This window comes from Paraburkholderia sp. J63 (assembly GCF_905220245.1).
Taxonomy (GTDB): domain Bacteria; phylum Pseudomonadota; class Gammaproteobacteria; order Burkholderiales; family Burkholderiaceae; genus Paraburkholderia.
The window spans coordinates 1-554 of sequence record NZ_CAJMZF010000163.1 but is presented as its reverse complement, the minus strand read 5'-3'; the positions used below and the strand labels follow the sequence as shown (position 1 = coordinate 554).

Here is a 554-nt window from a genome sequence, read left to right as displayed (position 1 = left end):
TGGCGCAGGTTACGCAGGGCGACGGTCCGGTACGGCGGCCAGAGCGCGTCGAGCAGCTCGTCGTTGCGCGAGAGCCCTACGCGCAGATACCACGGTGCGCCGTGCTCGCTCCGGTATTCGAGCGTCCCGATCTGCTGCTGGAGGGCGAGCTGCGTGCGCATCGCCTGCGGGGTTCCGGGTGTCGCCGCCAGCGCCGCGGCAGCGGTCGTCTCGGCCTCGCGGATGAGCGCGTGGTTGCCGAGGCCCGAGATCATCAGTGCGACGATCCAGGCCAGTGCACAGGCACTACCGGCCATCGCCAGCACATTGGGCCAGTAAAGGCCGGTGCGGCGACCGCGATAGTCGGGCGAGCCCGCCGCGATCGCCTGCCATACCGGCACCAGCGCGGCGGGCTGGGTATGTGTGACGGTCATGATCTGCGCCGGCGGCGCTTCGACGGCTGGGGCGGCCGTGCCGTCGCCGCCCTCGACGACCGGCACCGGTACCACGGACGACCCCGGAAAAACCGGCGCGAACATGACGCCCGCCAGCGGCGCGCGCAGCCAGTTCGAGGC

At 71.8% G+C, this 554-nt stretch carries 1 pseudogene; it reads right to left on the bottom strand.

The window, feature by feature from the left end:
• Positions 1–554 (bottom strand): annotated as a pseudogene (locus U5775_RS38980) (type VI secretion protein VasK); the annotation flags it as partial.